The sequence below is a fragment of the Peribacillus deserti genome (genome assembly GCF_002863585.1).
Classification (GTDB): Bacteria; Bacillota; Bacilli; order Bacillales; family DSM-1321; genus Paraperibacillus; species Paraperibacillus deserti_A.
Map to the genome: position 1 here is coordinate 1 of NZ_PGUY01000071.1, position 14,448 is coordinate 14,448.

General features: G+C 41.8%; 16 protein-coding genes and 11 tRNA genes. 1 reads left to right on the forward strand and 26 read right to left on the reverse strand.

Translation table 11 applies throughout. The annotated features are described in order from the left end of the window. Positions 1–67: 67 nt before the first annotated feature. The 12 genes from CUU66_RS20935 to CUU66_RS20990 form a co-directional block, all read right to left on the reverse strand. A tRNA-Gly gene (locus CUU66_RS20935) sits at positions 68–141 on the reverse strand. 26 nt (positions 142–167) lie between these two features. Beyond that, a tRNA-Pro gene (locus CUU66_RS20940) sits at positions 168–244 on the reverse strand. 9 nt (positions 245–253) lie between these two features. Then, a tRNA-Arg gene (locus CUU66_RS20945) sits at positions 254–330 on the reverse strand. 23 nt (positions 331–353) lie between these two features. After that, positions 354–439 (reverse strand) — tRNA-Leu (locus CUU66_RS20950). A 54-nt stretch (positions 440–493) separates the two neighbouring features. Next, positions 494–578, reverse strand: a tRNA-Leu gene (locus tag CUU66_RS20955). Between the two features lie 30 nt (positions 579–608). Continuing rightward, positions 609–684: transfer RNA gene (locus tag CUU66_RS20960), tRNA-Lys, on the reverse strand. A 2-nt stretch (positions 685–686) separates the two neighbouring features. Next, positions 687–761: transfer RNA gene (locus CUU66_RS20965), tRNA-Gln, on the reverse strand. A gap of 8 nt (positions 762–769) precedes the next feature. Then, positions 770–845: transfer RNA gene (locus tag CUU66_RS20970), tRNA-Asp, on the reverse strand. A gap of 37 nt (positions 846–882) precedes the next feature. Then, positions 883–954 (reverse strand) — tRNA-Glu (locus CUU66_RS20975). A gap of 17 nt (positions 955–971) precedes the next feature. Then, positions 972–1,062: transfer RNA gene (locus CUU66_RS20980), tRNA-Ser, on the reverse strand. A gap of 9 nt (positions 1,063–1,071) precedes the next feature. After that, a tRNA-Asn gene (locus tag CUU66_RS20985) sits at positions 1,072–1,146 on the reverse strand. Between the two features lie 186 nt (positions 1,147–1,332). After that, on the reverse strand, positions 1,333–1,806 hold the full coding sequence (locus tag CUU66_RS20990) for a SprT family protein (protein ID WP_101645344.1): 474 nt from the start codon (positions 1,804–1,806) through the stop codon (positions 1,333–1,335). Positions 1,807–1,902: 96 nt separating this feature from the next. On the opposite strand from CUU66_RS20990, the gene cmpA reads away from it, so the two are divergent. Beyond that, on the forward strand, positions 1,903–2,028 hold the full coding sequence (gene cmpA / locus CUU66_RS20995; RefSeq protein WP_101645345.1) for a cortex morphogenetic protein CmpA: 126 nt from the start codon (positions 1,903–1,905) through the stop codon (positions 2,026–2,028). Between the two features lie 23 nt (positions 2,029–2,051). On the opposite strand, the gene CUU66_RS21000 is transcribed toward cmpA, so the two are convergent. The 14 genes from CUU66_RS21000 to CUU66_RS21065 all read right to left on the reverse strand — a co-directional run bounded on the left by CUU66_RS21000 (position 2,052) and on the right by CUU66_RS21065 (position 14,196). Continuing rightward, positions 2,052–4,220, reverse strand: a complete 2,169-nt coding sequence (locus tag CUU66_RS21000; RefSeq protein WP_101645346.1) for a Tex family protein — start codon at positions 4,218–4,220, stop codon at positions 2,052–2,054. A gap of 828 nt (positions 4,221–5,048) precedes the next feature. Beyond that, the gene (gene msrA, locus CUU66_RS21005) at positions 5,049–5,582 is read right to left on the reverse strand and encodes a peptide-methionine (S)-S-oxide reductase MsrA (protein WP_101645347.1); all 534 of its coding nucleotides are present in this window, start codon (positions 5,580–5,582) and stop codon (positions 5,049–5,051) included. Between the two features lie 96 nt (positions 5,583–5,678). Next, positions 5,679–6,281 (reverse strand): PP2C family serine/threonine-protein phosphatase, encoded by a 603-nt coding sequence (locus tag CUU66_RS21010; RefSeq protein ID WP_101645348.1) that lies wholly within the window; start codon positions 6,279–6,281, stop codon positions 5,679–5,681. Then, the gene (sigB, locus tag CUU66_RS21015) at positions 6,278–7,069 is read right to left on the reverse strand and encodes an RNA polymerase sigma factor SigB (RefSeq protein ID WP_101645349.1); all 792 of its coding nucleotides are present in this window, start codon (positions 7,067–7,069) and stop codon (positions 6,278–6,280) included. The genes CUU66_RS21010 and sigB overlap by 4 nt, the downstream gene beginning before the upstream one ends. Beyond that, the gene (rsbW, locus tag CUU66_RS21020; protein ID WP_101645350.1) at positions 7,047–7,520 is read right to left on the reverse strand and encodes an anti-sigma B factor RsbW; all 474 of its coding nucleotides are present in this window, start codon (positions 7,518–7,520) and stop codon (positions 7,047–7,049) included. Before rsbW ends, sigB begins: the two co-directional genes overlap by 23 nt. Then, complete coding sequence (locus CUU66_RS21025) at positions 7,517–7,849, reverse strand: anti-sigma factor antagonist (RefSeq protein WP_101645351.1); 333 nt, start codon at positions 7,847–7,849, stop codon at positions 7,517–7,519. Before CUU66_RS21025 ends, rsbW begins: the two co-directional genes overlap by 4 nt. 62 nt (positions 7,850–7,911) lie before the next feature. Beyond that, entirely contained in the window at positions 7,912–8,922 is a 1,011-nt protein-coding gene (locus tag CUU66_RS21030; protein WP_101645352.1) for a PP2C family protein-serine/threonine phosphatase, read from the reverse strand. An 11-nt stretch (positions 8,923–8,933) separates the two neighbouring features. Then, complete coding sequence (locus CUU66_RS21035; protein WP_101645353.1) at positions 8,934–9,335, reverse strand: anti-sigma regulatory factor; 402 nt, start codon at positions 9,333–9,335, stop codon at positions 8,934–8,936. Between the two features lie 4 nt (positions 9,336–9,339). Next, positions 9,340–9,696: an STAS domain-containing protein gene (locus CUU66_RS21040; protein WP_101645354.1), complete on the reverse strand. Its 357-nt coding sequence runs from the start codon at positions 9,694–9,696 to the stop codon at positions 9,340–9,342. Further along, positions 9,693–10,529: an RsbT co-antagonist protein RsbRA gene (locus CUU66_RS21045; protein ID WP_101645355.1), complete on the reverse strand. Its 837-nt coding sequence runs from the start codon at positions 10,527–10,529 to the stop codon at positions 9,693–9,695. The genes CUU66_RS21040 and CUU66_RS21045 overlap by 4 nt, the downstream gene beginning before the upstream one ends. Positions 10,530–10,941: 412 nt before the next feature. Further along, entirely contained in the window at positions 10,942–11,292 is a 351-nt protein-coding gene (locus tag CUU66_RS21050) for a type II toxin-antitoxin system PemK/MazF family toxin (protein ID WP_101645387.1), read from the reverse strand. A gap of 7 nt (positions 11,293–11,299) precedes the next feature. Continuing rightward, positions 11,300–11,581 (reverse strand): CopG family ribbon-helix-helix protein, encoded by a 282-nt coding sequence (locus CUU66_RS21055; protein WP_026692981.1) that lies wholly within the window; start codon positions 11,579–11,581, stop codon positions 11,300–11,302. Between the two features lie 181 nt (positions 11,582–11,762). Continuing rightward, a complete protein-coding gene (gene alr / locus CUU66_RS21060) occupies positions 11,763–12,914 on the reverse strand; it encodes an alanine racemase (RefSeq protein WP_101645356.1) in 1,152 nt (383 codons plus the stop codon). 274 nt (positions 12,915–13,188) lie between these two features. Beyond that, on the reverse strand, positions 13,189–14,196 hold the full coding sequence (locus CUU66_RS21065; protein ID WP_101645357.1) for a LolA family protein: 1,008 nt from the start codon (positions 14,194–14,196) through the stop codon (positions 13,189–13,191). Positions 14,197–14,448 lie beyond the last annotated feature (252 nt).

Consider the following 14,448-nt stretch of genomic DNA (forward strand, 5'->3'; position numbering starts at 1 on the left):
TTTTGTTATTTTCTCAGAAAGAAAATATCTGGCGTCTTGTTTCGTTCAGTTTTCAAAGAACAAGTAATGGAGCGGGTGATGAGAATCGAACTCACGACATCAGCTTGGAAGGCTGAGGTTTTACCATTAAACTACACCCGCGAAATTAAGTTGTAAAGAATTACAGCTGGTCGGGAAGACAGGATTCGAACCTGCGACCCCTTGGTCCCAAACCAAGTGCTCTACCAAGCTGAGCTACTTCCCGTAATAAAAATGGCGCGCCCGAAAGGAGTCGAACCCATAACCTTCTGATCCGTAGTCAGACGCTCTATCCAATTGAGCTACGGGCGCGTATATCTAAGATGCAAAAACATTGGTGCGGCCGAGAGGACTTGAACCTCCACGGGGTTTCCCCCACTAGGCCCTCAACCTAGCGCGTCTGCCATTCCGCCACGACCGCGAAGCGACATATAATAATATATCAAATTCGACTTCTAATAACAATGGTAATTATTGGTGCGGGTGAAGGGAGTCGAACCCCCACGCCGTAAGGCGCCAGATCCTAAGTCTGGTGCGTCTGCCAATTCCGCCACACCCGCAATAAATATCTGTTTTTTCGAAATCGATAATGGTGAGCCATGAAGGATTCGAACCTTCGACCCTCTGATTAAAAGTCAGATGCTCTACCGGCTGAGCTAATGGCTCATTGGCTGGGCTAGCTGGATTCGAACCAACGCATGACGGAGTCAAAGTCCGTTGCCTTACCGCTTGGCTATAGCCCAATAATAAATGGCGGTCCCGACGGGAATCGAACCCGCGATCTCCTGCGTGACAGGCAGGCATGTTAACCGCTACACCACGGGACCAGATAATAGTTAGATTAAAGTATGAACTTTAAAATAATGACCCCTACGGGATTCGAACCCGTGTTACCGCCGTGAAAGGGCGGTGTCTTAACCGCTTGACCAAGGGGCCGTGCAATAGAATTTTTATGGCGGAGAAGGAGGGATTTGAACCCTCGCGCCGCTTACGCGACCTACACCCTTAGCAGGGGCGCCTCTTCAGCCTCTTGAGTACTTCCCCACAAAAAAATGGCTCCGCAGGTAGGACTCGAACCTACGACCGTTCGGTTAACAGCCGAATGCTCTACCACTGAGCTACTGCGGAATAATGAGATTGAATAATAGTGAAGTTATTCTCTCGAAGTAATTCAAGTTGCCGTGTTGTTATCGACTCTTATGAGTATAACGACTTGTTTCGATATAGTCAAGAGTTTTTTTTAAACTTTTTTCTTACTGCTCAATGTGCAAATGATTATATGCTGCAGAGAAATACTAATTTAACATGTTATTTTTAGATTGTCAACTGTTTGGTTAACGTTAAAGTACCTTTACATTTTCCGCAGACATACCGTTTTGTATCTACACGCCTTTTGCGGTTATAAATCTGGCCGCAGGACTGACAAGTATACTCGTATAACCGCGGAGGCCTTTTCTTAGCCGCAGTCTTCTGCGGAAGTGCTTGGCAGAATCGAGGGGCATCTACCAATTTCAATAGTTGTCTAAAATCCAGATCTCTATGTTTATATCCTCTTCCCTCAAGGTGAAGATGATAGTGGCAGAGTTCATGCTTTATGATTCCGTAGAGTTCTTTTTCACCATACTCATCAAAATATTTCTTATTGATTTCAATATTGTGTGAATGCAGCAGGTAGCGACCCCCTGTTGTTCGAAGCCTTGGATTGAAAGATGCCTTGTGTCTGAACGGCTTGCTAAACAAATCATTAGAGATCTGCTCCACAATTTTCTGAAGCTGTTGATTATCCATTCCCTATGTACATTCCTTTCTGATTATTTTGGGTAACGTGACAACCTGTCATAACATACATTAAGTAGTACCTTTTAAGGAGTGGAGGTTCTATAAATGCCCAAATGGTTTCAAAACCAAATGAGAAAAGCTTTTTACGAAAAAAACTGCTATCAGATTAAACTGCTGAATCAATGCTGGTTTTTTTATAGAAAAAGGGAGGCCGACCCGGAACAGCTATAATAGGGTCTGCCTCCAAACCTTAATTAACCTTTGGGTCCAAGCATCGATAACGCAATCCTTTGTTTATGAGCATCTACCGAATCGACCCAGACTGTTACGATATCACCTACCGAAACAACATCCAGGGGATGCTTAACAAAGTTCCTGCTTAGTTTAGATATATGGACGAGGCCATCCTGTTTGACCCCAATATCCACAAAGGCACCAAAATCAACTACATTTCTGATCGTTCCCTGAAGCTCCATCCCTGTATGCAAATCTTCCATTTTCAGTACATCCTGCTTTAATAAAGGCTTTGGAAGCTCATCACGAGGATCTCTACCGGGCTTTTTAAGCGCATCTATAATATCCCTTAGTGTAATTTCCCCAATATCTAATTGCTCAGCATATTCTTTTAGGTCCGTTTCCTCAAGCCGTTGTTTAAGCGGATCAGAGCCAATATCTTTTACAGAATATCCGAGAGTTGTTAACAGTCTTGTAACCGCTGAATAATTTTCTGGGTGAATGGGAGTACGGTCTAATGGCTGCGTCCCTTCTACGATTCGTAAAAACCCAATCGCCTGCTCATAGGTTTTAGCCCCCAGGCGAGGTATACTCTTTAACTCAGCACGCGACTTGAATTTTCCTTCTTCCTCCCTTTTCTTAACAATATTTTGGGCAACCGACTTGGAAAGCCCGGACACATATTGCAGGATAGCCGAAGAGGCGGTATTCACATTAACACCCACCTGGTTTACAGCTGTTTCTACTACAAAGGAGAGGGATTCAGCTAGCTTCTTTTGTGAAACATCATGCTGGTATTGACCTACCCCTACTGATTTAGGATCGATTTTTACAAGTTCAGCCAGAGGATCTTGAAGCCTCCTGGCAATTGAGACCGCACTTCTTTCTTCTACCTGGAAATCAGGAAATTCTTCTCTAGCTATATCAGAAGCTGAGTATACACTTGCGCCCGCTTCATTAACAATGATATAGAAAACTTCATTTTTAAGCTCCTTTAAAGTATCCACCACAAATTGCTCTGTTTCTCTTGAAGCTGTTCCATTTCCTACAGCGACTACTTCTACATCATACTGACTTAATATGTGCTTAAGCTTATCACGGGCCTCCACTTTTTTATTTACAGGCGGATGAGGATATACCACATCAATTTTTAGAACCTTTCCTGTTTCATCTATAACTGCTAACTTACAGCCTGTACGAAAGGCAGGGTCAACCCCAAGAACGGTTTTCCCTTTTAAAGGAGGCTGCAGCAGAAGATTACGGAGATTTTCTGAGAAAATATGAATTGCGCGGTCCTCCGCTTTTTCTGTGAGTTCCTTTCGTATCTCCCGTTCAATAGAAGGCTGGATGGACCGTTTGAATGCACTCTCTATTGATTCTTTTATATGAGGAGCACATCGAGAATTGCGGTTAGTCAATATTTTTGATTCTATATGCGATAATATCTTGTCTATCTGAGCACGGACAGACAGCCTTAGAACCTCTTCCTTCTCACCCCTGTTTAAAGCCAATACTCTATGCGGAGCAGCTCTTACAATGGGTTCTTCATAGCTGTAGTACATTTCATATACTTTTTTCTCATCTTGATCTTCGTCTTTTACAGTAGACTCTAGCGTTCCATTCCGGAACGTATAATCCCTAATCCATTTTCTTATACCTGCATTATCGGAAATATATTCTGCAATAATGTCTTTCGCACCGTTCAATGCTTCTTCGATTGTAAAAATTTCATGTACTTCAGATATAAACTCTTTTGCTTTTTCTTCCGGCTTGCCATCTAAAGGCTGAGACAATATCCACTGAGCGAGCGGTTCCAGCCCCTTCTCTTTTGCGACAGTAGCTTTTGTTCTTCTTTTTTGTTTAAACGGACGGTATAAATCTTCTACTTCCTGAAGCTTTACGGCCTGCAGAATTTGTTTTTCTAATTCTGGAGTTAATTTACCTTGCTCTTGAATAATTCTTATTACTTCTTCTTTCCTGTTTCCAATATTCTCAAGATAGGTCCACCTGTCTAAAATATTTCTAATTTGAACTTCATCCAAGGAACCTGTGATTTCTTTTCGGTAACGAGCTATAAAAGGAACGGTATTTCCATCCTGGATTAATTGAATAACCTGGCGGACTTGCTGCTTCTTAAACGCAAGCTCTTGAGAAACCTGTTCAATGATCATCATTAATTTATCTTCCATAGACTTATGTAAACCCTCCAAACCATAATTACTCTTCCATTAATACTACCAAAATGCAGCGGCAAGAGCTAACCTGTAAAATTAAACAAACGTTTGATTAAGCTCGAAAAGCGAAGAACGGTGCTTTTCAAGTAATTTTTACTGAAAGCTCTATGATTTCCTACACTAATTTAACACAAAAAATAGAATGAAAAGCAGCCACCTGAGAGGCATAAGAAAAGCGGCAGCGAAAGGCCGCCCTTGCCTTTTGATGGCGATTGGCTTATGACCGAAGGTGGCAGTTCGGAGCTGGACAATAAGAAAAACGGAAAGCGGTGCCTTCTACATCTCCTATTTTTAAAAAATAATGAAAATCATATCGATTTTTAAATAAAAATATTATGAAGGCAGAGATCCGATATAGAAGACTTGCTGATTGATGAGCGCTAGCGAAGACAGAAGCTTAGTCGCACTTATGCGTCAGCCAAGCATAAGACGAGCAGGCCGTGAGAAGCGCCTTTCCTTCTCATGGACTGATTGGCTTATGACTCGAGGATCTCAGCTTGGAGCTGGCCAAACAAAAAAGCGAAGAACGGTGCTTTTCAAGTAATTTTTACTGAAAGCTCTATGATTTCCTACACTAATTTAACACAAAAAATAGAATGAAAAGCAGACACCTGACAAACATAAGAAAAGCAGAAAGCGTTGCCGTCTAATTCTAACTATTAATAAAACCATTCATCAACGCTGCCTTTTATAAACTCCATATAACCTCAAATCTTATATTTCTAAATTAAAAAAACCGATACAAATGCATTGAACAAATGAAATCGGTTTTTATCATATATTTTATTTTCCCCAATTCTGCTGAATGAAAGAGTCTCTGCCTGATTCAATTCTTTCCTGTTTATACTTTTCTGGATTCTTTTTGTAAAAATCCTGATGATAATCTTCAGCAGGGTAGAAAACAGATGCTGGCAGGATTTGAGTAACAATCGGTTTCTTAAACCTGCCGCTCTCAGCCAACTCCTTAAGGGACTGCTGTGCTAATGCTTGCTGTTGTTCATTATGATAAAAGATCGCTGCCCGATATTGGGAGCCTCTGTCAAAAAATTGTCCCTCATCATCTGTCGGATCAATTTGAGGCCAGTATAGCTCAAGCAGTTTCTCATAGGGAAATACTTCTGGATCAAACGTTATCTGCACTGCCTCGTAATGTCCTGTAGTTCCTGTTTTTACTTCCTCATACGCAGGGTTTTCCTTGTCCCCTCCTGTATAACCGGATATGATCCCATAAATCCCCGGCATTTCATCAAACGGTTTTACCATGCACCAGAAACAACCTCCTGCAAAAGTGGCAGTCTCTTTTTTGCTCTCGATCATATTAATTCCGCCTTTCCACTATATTGCTACATTATAGCTGACACTTGGCATCTTGAAAAAGAATTTTAATTCAAAAAAGCTTACTTTAATAATAAATTAAAGTAAGCTTCCTAATAAAAAGGTGGTATCATCCGAATAAGCACTGTTCTCCTCCAGCAATAAATTGGCAGTCTGCTGAAGTGGCGCTTTAGAGCCCAGCACCCGTTTTGCACCTACCATCTGCAAACCATCGGAATGTAAAATAAATGTAGAATTAGGCTCATAATGAAAATACTGTGTATGATATTTTTGCATACGTCCTGATAAGTATCCAGTTACCGGAAGCGGATAAATCAACTTGCCGCCTGGCAGACAGCAGAAAAATCTAATATTTCCTACTGAACTATAAATGAACTCCCTGGTTTTAAAATTCACTTTTAAAATAGAGACAGCTGCGCCTCTCTTGTTAACCAGTACTTCATTACCCATTTTCATCAAGGTTTCAACATCCAAATTGTGATTACTCTTGACTACTTCTGTCACTGCAGATGATGATTCATACGCGTATTGGCCGCTTCCTAGACCATCAGCTAATACGCAGATAAAATAGTCATCAGTCACTGTATAATAGTAACTGTCACCGCAATATGGCATGTTATTTTTTGAGGATTGTGAGATCAGGAGCTCAAGGTGTTCTTTCTTAACATGAGTTTGAATCATTTTGCAAACTCCGAATTCGCCTCGGCGTTAATAGCTTCCTGAAGCTTCTTGATCGCTCTGCGCTGCAGACGGGATACATGCATTTGTGAAATACCCAGCTGCTCTCCCGCTTCTTTCTGACTTAAATTTTCAAGGTACGTATACTGAATGATTTTCTTTTCTCTGTCAGTAAGAACATGAAGAACGCGCTCCAGAACAAGACGCTGATTGACCTTCTCAAACCCTTCATCCACGCTTCCGAAGATATCTAGAAGAGTGACTGTTCCCCCATCTGAATCAGCCTCAATGGAATGATCAATCGATAAGGCTTGATAGCTTTTACCCATCTCCATTGCCTCTAATACTTCTTCCTCAGAAACCTCAAGATACCTTGCAATTTCTTCAATCTTAGGTGATCTGTGAAGCTCAGTAGTCAATTCTTCGACCGTTACCTTAATCTTTGGCCCCAGCTCTTTAATACGGCGGGGAACATGGACACTCCAGGTTTTATCACGGAGGAAGCGTTTGATCTCTCCGATGATAGTCGGAACGGCAAAGGCTTCGAAGCTCTTGCCAAACGTTTCATCATATCTGCGTATGGCCCCTAAGAGACCAATCATACCCACCTGGATAATATCTTCATGATAAGATTTACCTTTAGAGTATTTCCGTGCAATCGTCTCGACAAGGCCCTGGTAGTGAAGGACAAGGGAACTCTGAGCTTCATCATCCTGATGTAATTGATATGCTTTTATCCACTCATTTACTTTTTCTTTGGCCGCCTGGTTAGGTTGAGATTCTTTCTGCATCGCTCTCCACCTGCTCTCCTGCTAAAAACTTAGTCATGAACACCGTAACCCCTTCATGCTGATGTATTTTCACATCATCCATTAGAGATTCGATGAGGTATAGTCCTAAGCCTCCTTCTCTAAGGAGTTCTACGTTCTGATCAGCGGCATATGGGCCTAAGCCTTGTCTTACTTCATCAAAATTACAGCTGTGCCCGCTGTCAGCCACCATAACTTCCAGGCGGTCTTCATGCAGTCCGAAGCCGATTTTGACTTCTCCCTTTTCATTTTCCTTATAGGCATGCTGCACGGCATTTGTGCAAGCTTCGCTTGTAGCAATTTTAAGATCTTCTATGTCTTCATAGGCAAATCCCATCCTGCTGGCAATACCTGAAAGGGTTAAACGAATAACTCCAATAAATTCGGGTTTTGCTGGAAACTTCATTTCAATATATTCAAATGTTTCGCTCATTTTACTCCACCTTCAGCATTGCTATTTATATCAATAATGTCAGCCAGACCTGTAATATCAAATAAACGGCGAAGACGCTCAGATAACCCAACTAGACGGAACTCTCCATCATGCGAGCGAACACTCTTGAATAGACCTACGAACACACCCAGACCTGTACTGTCCATGTAGGAAACCTCTGACAGATCTACAACCATGTGCACATTTTGCTGCTCGGATAATGGGAACAGCGTTTCTCTAAGCTTTGGAGCAGTATAAGCATCTATTTCACCTTTCACCTTAACAGTTGCTTTTGAATCTATATCTTTAACATCAATCATAATATTCATTAAAGTGACCCACCTTCTTCTTATCTCGAATTGCAATTAATATTTACCCAATCCTATAACGCCTAAACATTTCTTTTAAGGATAATCAGTGTAAAATCATCCCTCAATTGGAAATGCTGCATTTTTTCTAATTGCTTATAAATATTATTTACCATTTCCTGCGCACTCAGATGCATATTCTTTTCGATGAATTCGATCAGTGTTTTCCGCTCAATAAAGCCTTCGCTTGTCCTGCATTCTGTTACTCCATCGGACATGAGCACAATCATGTCTCCCGGCGCAACGTACTTTTCATACTGTTCGTACTGTGTCTTTTTTTCAACGCCTAATAAAAGTCCTTTTGCCGTTAAATCGGTGAATTCTTTTTTATCCGCATCATAGTAAAAGCCAGGTTCATGGCCTGCTGAAGCATAAGAAAAGATGTGGGTCTCAGGGTCAAACAATCCGTAAAACATGGTAATGAACATGCTCGGATCCACGTTTCTTTCAACCACACGATTTAAACTTTCAAGAACACTTTTAGGGAAGTGACGGTGGTCAGGCAGACTGTCCATCGCATATTTAATCATGGACATACACAGTGCAGCAGGAATCCCTTTTCCAATTACATCTGCAATGGCCACACCCACACATTGGTTTTCGTCCTGGACAAAGTGATAGTAGTCACCGTTCATGTGCCTTGCGGGAACACTGATCGCCCCAATTTCCAGATCTTTCACCTTAGGAATATTAGTTCCAAGCAGGGTGTGCTGGACATTGGCTGCAATTTCAATTTCAGACTTCAGTTCCTGCTGCAAATGTTTAAGATTCTGGTGTTCCCTGTACGCTATGCCATAGCCCATCATGACCTCTAAAAGAAAGTCGAGAGAATGAAGGACTTCATCAGGCAGATCCTCGTACGTGTCCATCAATGTACTCTTATGGAAGCTTATAATTTCTTCCGGTGAAATTTTATGTTCGATAGTCTTCCGGCTGTATTTCTGGCCCTGGTACAAAGCTTGTTCAGTTTGTTCTTTCAGATAATTCGAGAGAGCTTCACGGTACTTCTCTTCCAGATTCTCTCTAGACTCCATACTGGTTCCCCCTAACGGAGCCATTTTGTAGCACGGATTTCAGTGCCCTTGCCTACATTAGTATCAAGGTCAAATTCATCCATAAGTCGTTTAACGCCGGGTAAGCCGGCTCCAAGGCCACCCGAAGTTGAGAAACCATCTTCCATTACTTTTCGGACATCTGGTATACCAGGCCCTTCATCGGAAGCTACAATCAGCAATCCTGATTTACCGTTTTCGAATAGCTTTTCAATACACACTCTGCCCTGGCCCGCATATAAATAAATATTACGTGCAAGTTCGCTTATTGCAGTTGTGATCCTGGCCTGGTCAACTGTACCAAAGCCAAGTTCCTTGGCAACATTTCTCCCGAGCTGGCGTGCCGCTACGATGTCCCATTCATTAATAATCTTTACGCAGGATTGGAATTCCATTCTTTCAGTCCCCCAATTCCTGTTGTAATTTCTCCAAACCTTTTTCTAGATCCAAGGCCGTCAGGACATCATCTAGCACAATACCGAGTTCTATCAAGGTGATTGCAACTGCAGGCTGTATACCGGTGATAACTACTTTGGCTCCCATCAGTTTGGACATGCTTACGACATCACCTAATACTTTTGCTATAAAGGAATCTATAAAGTCAATCGATGTAATATCTATAACTACACCGTTGGCGCTTGTTTCATGAATTTTGTGCAGCAGGTCCTCCTGGAACTGCAGGGCAGTGGCATCATCCAATTCCCACTGGATGGAAACTAATAAACAATCATAAAGCTTTAAAATGGGGATCCTCATTCTTCCATTTCCTCCATCTCAACAATTTTACGGGATGTAATTTCAAGGGCTGCTTCTATCCCTTTTTGCAGGGAATTTTTTGTAGTTATCTCATTTAGATTAATCCCCAGGTTAACAATGGTTTGGGCTATCTCAGGCCGTATGCCGCAGAGCATGCAGTGTGCGCCTACTAAACGTACAGCTTCTGCAGCCTGAATAATATGGTGCGCTACCATAGTATCCACAACAGGGACACCCGTTATATCTATTAATACAACTTCAGAACGATGTTTCACAACACCCTGAAGAAGATTCTCCATGATTTGCTTTGCTCGTTCTGTATCAATGGTTCCAACAAGAGGCATTACTGTGATCCTGTCTAGAACGGGAATTAGAGGGGCTGACAATTCCTGAAGGGCTATTTTTTGCAGGGAAACCGTTTTTTCCCAAGTTTGTGAATACATATTAACAACTTCATTGTTCATCGGAGTCATAAAGCTATCGAAATCATAGACGATATCCATCTGGTTATCACGATTTACGATCCCTTGATCCACCATGCCTTCAAAAGTGATCTTTGAAAATAACCGGAGTCCCTCGTTGACAAATGTCAAGGGCCATCCCAGTCTAACCACTTTTTCAGCAAAATCTGTCAGCCGGTTTAGGAATTCTTGTTCATTATCTTTTAGTCTTGTAATGATCATGTCAATGAATTCCGCACTCGTACGTGCAAACATTTCGTCCGAAACCACTTTAATTAAACGTTCGTCAGCCTTGTCCCGCATATTTTTGATCCAGGCACTCAGAATTTCATCTTTGTTTTCCCTTATATAGCTGTATATCAGTTCGTTCATGCTTCCCCTCCTATTTTAACATACCCCATTTATCGGAAACCTCTTTTAAAAGTCTTGTTAAGCAATTGTCATACAAGCTATAAATTTTTTATATGTCATTATATTATTTTCACATTGATTACAAAACGAGACTCTAATGTGCTGGATCACTTCAAAAAATGCTTGACAGTATTCCAGCCCTACTTTTTCACTATAAGGTCTCAGCCACAAATTCGTCAAATAATACAGCGGAATGCAGGACGGGTATTTTATTGGCAGGATACCCAGCAGAAAAAATAAATGACAGGCATCCTCCTATAGCGTGGTCTCTTCTTTACCCTTATATTTTACATAGTCTCTTCGGAAGAAAAGATCAGAATAAAACAAAAAACGCTTTTACAAAAGCGTTTTCCAGGGTTATACAATATTATATTCAAAACTCAATAAGCCCCAAGCTGATTTGGACAGCATCATCGACTTTTTTCATCATCTCTTCATCTAGATGCGTGATTTTGTCAGTTAAGCGCTGTTTATCAATGGTGCGTATCTGCTCCAATAGAATAACGGAATCTCTTTCAAAACCGTAGCGCTTCGCGTTTATTTCGACATGCGTGGGCAGCTTGGCTTTTTGGATTTGGGCAGTAATCGCTGCCACTATAACAGTGGGGCTGAAGCGGTTGCCTATATCATTCTGAATGACCAATACCGGGCGGGTCCCTCCTTGTTCAGAACCGACCACCGGTGAAAGATCTGCGAAGTATACGTCACCACGCTTAACTACAATCAAAGGCTTAACCTCCGCTTACTAAACGTTCCACACAATGGTCAGCCTCATATTCTGCAAGGAAAGCCTCCGAAGCAATTGATAAGTTTATGACTGCCATTTCGATATAGCCACGTTTCATAGATTCGCGAAATTCTCTTTTTTTACGTTCGCGAAGATACATTTCGGTCGCACGATAGATAAATTCGCTGCGATTGACATTTTCCTCTTTTACATAGCCATCTAACTCTGATAAAAGATTTTGAGGTAATCGTACCAATATCTCTCTTGTTGCGCTGGATTCAGACACAAACAACACCTCCACCATCACTACACACCTTATATCTTCATATCTTCCCTTTACAATATTACCATTAATACGGTTATATGCAAAGTGCAGTTATGAATTTCTTTATTCTATTATCTACATAAACACCAGCTTTTTATGCAAGTAACTTAGATTTTACTGTAAATTAATTGTTTTATAAAGGTTAATCTAACAAGGAATTATTGGTAATTATTTTTTTTCCATTTTTTATATAGACTCTTGGCACTCTTGCGGCAACAAGGCAGGTCACTTCATAATTAATGGTTTCCATCTTTTCAGCTATTTCATCCACCGAAATAGTCTGTTCCCCATTGCTTCCTATAAGAGTGACTTCTGTTCCAACATCCAAGTTATAAGGGAGTTTAATCATACACTGATCCATACAGACACGGCCTATGATCGGTGCCCGCAGGCCTTTCACCAGAACTTCCTGACCTTGCAGCTTTCTTAAGAATCCATCTGCATACCCAATGGGCAGCACTGCAATCCACTCGTCTTCTAAAGCCGTATATACAGCTCCATAACTGACGCTCTCTCCTTTGTGCAGTTTTTTCACCGAAACTATTTTGGTTTTAAGGGACATTGCCTCCTGCAGCTGATACGGCAGCAGCGGTTTAATTTCCGGCGATGGGGAAAGGCCATACATGGAGATCCCAAGCCTGGCTGCATTAAATAAACTGTCCGTAAATCTTAGCGAGGCAGCACTGTTGCTGCTGTGTATCAGTTTCGGCTTTGATTCAAGACATCCGACCATTTCCTCAAATTTCCGGAGCTGCTTTTCATAATATTGGGTTTCGACCTCATCTGCTGTTGCAAAGTGGGTAAAGATCCCTTCAAATTCAAATGCCGGATGACTGCACAGCACCTTTTCCGCTGCGGCAATCTCTTCCTTTGTCTTAAAGCCTAACCTGCCCATCCCGGTGTCACACTTAATATGAACCTTAATTGGAGCAGCTCCGGTCCCTTTAGCTTCTTCAAGCCACTCTAAAGTAAAAACAGTCAAAGATATATTATTCTCTGCAGCCAGGGAAGCATCCTCAGGCCGGCTCGCACCCAGAACCAGGATCGGACAATCCAGTCCTTTATTTCTCAGATGCAAGGCTTCGTCTAAAAAAGCTACAGCTAAATAATCAGCCCCTGCTTCTAATGCAGCCCTTGCTGTCTGCTCATAGCCATGCCCGTAAGCGTTCGCCTTCACAACAGCAAATAATCGAACATCTTCAGGCAGATGCTGTTTCATATTCGCAACATTATTATAAATAGAATCTAAATTAATTTCAGCCCAGGTATCCCGATAAAAATTGGTATTCTCCACTGAAGTTCCGCCCTTTAATCATTAATTTGTCTCTCTTATTATTGCTGTTAATTAAAGTCAGGTCAAACCACGCAGCCCCAAAATCAAAAAGAGCCTCGAATAAAGGATGAACGGCTAAAAACCCCACGTCCTTCGGGGGCGCCGTCCTGACCCACAGGACGTGGTGGAGACTCCCGGACCGCCCGCCGGCTCTATTCTCTAAAATGTCAGTTAACAAAGCCCTAAACAAAAGAAAAGCCCTGTCGGTGACAGGGAAACATTAACATTTCAGAGCTTATTTAACTGTAGCACTTTCTACCGAACGTGCCACCATCACCATCTCATCCGGTGACAAATCTTTGGATGCCAGCATATAATCCACACCATCAAACGTCCAGCTTAAAGAGTGATCTGACATGGCACCAATCGTAAAGCCTAAATCAACCGGTTCACCGTTCTTTCGTGTCGATGCCAGGGTAGTTTCCGCATAGCTTGCTTTTTCCTGAATCAGTGTATAGCTTTGCTCACCGCCATATGTCAAAACAAATCGTTTTCCGTTTGCTGTTGTTACTTCTTCTTCATCAATCAGTTCTACACCGTCGATCTTTGCCGTAGGCTGTTTGACGGTGAAAGCCTTATCCTTCGCTTCACCTGCTACCGGGAGCAGCTGGGCACTTGTCATATTTCTTTCCATATCGAATGCATTCTTATCGAAGGATGCCCCAAATTTCACCTTTGTAAATTCTACTGAAACCAGAGTGTTTTTATCTGGGTCCTGTACTTTTACACTGACCGGGGATAAATCACTTTTATTAAAAGTAATAACCTGATAAGGAAGCATTTTGTTGTTTTGATAACGGGTTTTCGTCTCGAAAACAAAATGCTTCTTAGTAGACTTAAACACGGCTGTCTTATCCTCCATGACATCCTTCACCAGCGACTCATAAAGATAAGCCTGACTGCTGTTCTTTGGCCATTCACTCTGGAATTTAAAGCTTTTATTTAAGGCAGGTGTCAGAACAAATACTCCCTCTTTATTTCTTAGGATCATCTGGCTTTGGTCTTTTTTAGGATTTTTCAAATTCACCCGGTAAAAGTCAGGGTTCTTGTGCCAGATTTCAACATTATAAACCTGTGGGTCCTCTCCCATTTGAAGTGTCATTTTGGCACTGGCTTTATACCCTTTCATTTCCGATACTTTTTCATTTAAAGCACTCACAACATCTTCCTGGGATTTAGCACCGCAGGCAGACAGGGCAACCATCATTAAAAGCCCAGCAACAACGAACAGCCACTTTTTCATCTCTTCAACCCCTTTTGGTATTTGAACGTAAAAGGGAGAGGAAAAGGCGATCAAGACATTGCGGGATTGCTCTAACAGCTGCTGCCTGTCTCCACCCGAAGGAGTCTCATCCGGATTGTACTAAGACGGAGACAGTTTATATTCACACTAAGAAGTCTTCATGAACAACCATTTTCCAGCAACACACTTTAACCAGGCCTTGTCTCTCCTAAAGCATTACCATGTATATGAGGAGAGATGAACCAATATGTC

Coding starts and splice junctions, on each gene's coding strand:
- CUU66_RS20990 (WP_101645344.1), bottom strand. CDS start 1,806: ATGGATAATCAACAGCTTCAGAAAATTGTGGAGCAGATCTCTAATGAT.
- cmpA (WP_101645345.1), top strand. CDS start 1,903: ATGCCCAAATGGTTTCAAAACCAAATGAGAAAAGCTTTTTACGAAAAA.
- CUU66_RS21000 (WP_101645346.1), bottom strand. CDS start 4,220: ATGGAAGATAAATTAATGATGATCATTGAACAGGTTTCTCAAGAGCTT.
- msrA (WP_101645347.1), bottom strand. CDS start 5,582: ATGATCGAGAGCAAAAAAGAGACTGCCACTTTTGCAGGAGGTTGTTTC.
- CUU66_RS21010 (WP_101645348.1), bottom strand. CDS start 6,281: ATGATTCAAACTCATGTTAAGAAAGAACACCTTGAGCTCCTGATCTCA.
- sigB (WP_101645349.1), bottom strand. CDS start 7,069: ATGCAGAAAGAATCTCAACCTAACCAGGCGGCCAAAGAAAAAGTAAAT.
- rsbW (WP_101645350.1), bottom strand. CDS start 7,520: ATGAGCGAAACATTTGAATATATTGAAATGAAGTTTCCAGCAAAACCC.
- CUU66_RS21025 (WP_101645351.1), bottom strand. CDS start 7,849: ATGAATATTATGATTGATGTTAAAGATATAGATTCAAAAGCAACTGTT.
- CUU66_RS21030 (WP_101645352.1), bottom strand. CDS start 8,922: ATGGAGTCTAGAGAGAATCTGGAAGAGAAGTACCGTGAAGCTCTCTCG.
- CUU66_RS21035 (WP_101645353.1), bottom strand. CDS start 9,335: ATGGAATTCCAATCCTGCGTAAAGATTATTAATGAATGGGACATCGTA.
- CUU66_RS21040 (WP_101645354.1), bottom strand. CDS start 9,696: ATGAGGATCCCCATTTTAAAGCTTTATGATTGTTTATTAGTTTCCATC.
- CUU66_RS21045 (WP_101645355.1), bottom strand. CDS start 10,529: ATGAACGAACTGATATACAGCTATATAAGGGAAAACAAAGATGAAATT.
- CUU66_RS21065 (WP_101645357.1), bottom strand. CDS start 14,196: ATGAAAAAGTGGCTGTTCGTTGTTGCTGGGCTTTTAATGATGGTTGCC.